Annotated in this window: 1 rRNA gene; it reads right to left on the bottom strand. The window is 55.5% G+C overall.

From position 1 onward, the window contains the following. A 23S ribosomal RNA gene (locus tag M3221_RS25375) occupies window positions 1-1302 on the bottom strand; the annotation flags it as partial.

Here is a 1302-nt window from a genome sequence, read left to right as displayed (position 1 = left end):
CCGCACTTCCACCTCGAACCTATCTACCTCGTCATCTTCAAGGGATCTTACTTACTTGCGTAATGGGAAATCTCATCTTGAGGGGGGCTTCATGCTTAGATGCTTTCAGCACTTATCCCGTCCACACATAGCTACCCAGCGATGCCTCTGGCGAGACAACTGGTACACCAGCGGTGTGTCCATCCCGGTCCTCTCGTACTAAGGACAGCTCCTCTCAAATTTCCTGCGCCCGCGACGGATAGGGACCGAACTGTCTCACGACGTTCTGAACCCAGCTCGCGTACCGCTTTAATGGGCGAACAGCCCAACCCTTGGGACCGACTACAGCCCCAGGATGCGATGAGCCGACATCGAGGTGCCAAACCTCCCCGTCGATGTGGACTCTTGGGGGAGATAAGCCTGTTATCCCCGGGGTAGCTTTTATCCGTTGAGCGATGGCCCTTCCATGCGGAACCACCGGATCACTAAGCCCGACTTTCGTCCCTGCTCGACTTGTAGGTCTCGCAGTCAAGCTCCCTTGTGCCTTTACACTCTGCGAATGATTTCCAACCATTCTGAGGGAACCTTTGGGCGCCTCCGTTACATTTTAGGAGGCGACCGCCCCAGTCAAACTGCCCGCCTGACACTGTCTCCCACCCGGATCACGGGTGCGGGTTAGAATTTCAACACAGTCAGGGCAGTATCCCACCAGCGCCTCCACCGAAGCTGGCGCTCCGGCTTCCAAGGCTCCTGCCTATCCTGTGCAGACTGTGCCAAAATTCAATATCAGGCTGCAGTAAAGCTCCACGGGGTCTTTCCGTCCTGTCGCGGGTAACCTGCATCTTCACAGGTACTATAATTTCACCGAGTCTCTCGTTGAGACAGTGCCCAGATCGTTGCGCCTTTCGTGCGGGTCGGAACTTACCCGACAAGGAATTTCGCTACCTTAGGACCGTTATAGTTACGGCCGCCGTTTACTGGGGCTTCAATTCAGACCTTCGCTTGCGCTAAGCCCTCCTCTTAACCTTCCAGCACCGGGCAGGCGTCAGCCCCTATACGTCGCCTTGCGGCTTTGCAGAGACCTGTGTTTTTGCTAAACAGTCGCCTGGGCCTATTCACTGCGGCTCTCTCGGGCTTGCACCCTACCAGAGCACCCCTTCTCCCGAAGTTACGGGGTCATTTTGCCGAGTTCCTTAACGAGAGTTCACTCGCTCACCTTAGGATTCTCTCCTCGCCTACCTGTGTCGGTTTGCGGTACGGGCACCTTACATCTCGCTAGAGGCTTTTCTTGGCAGTGTGGAATCGAAGACTTCGGTACTAAAA

It is taken from the genome of Domibacillus indicus (assembly GCF_023715895.1).
Taxonomy (GTDB): domain Bacteria; phylum Bacillota; class Bacilli; order Bacillales; family Domibacillaceae; genus Domibacillus; species Domibacillus indicus_A.
The sequence above is the reverse complement of the archived record's forward strand: the minus strand, read 5'-3'. Positions and strand labels throughout refer to the sequence as shown.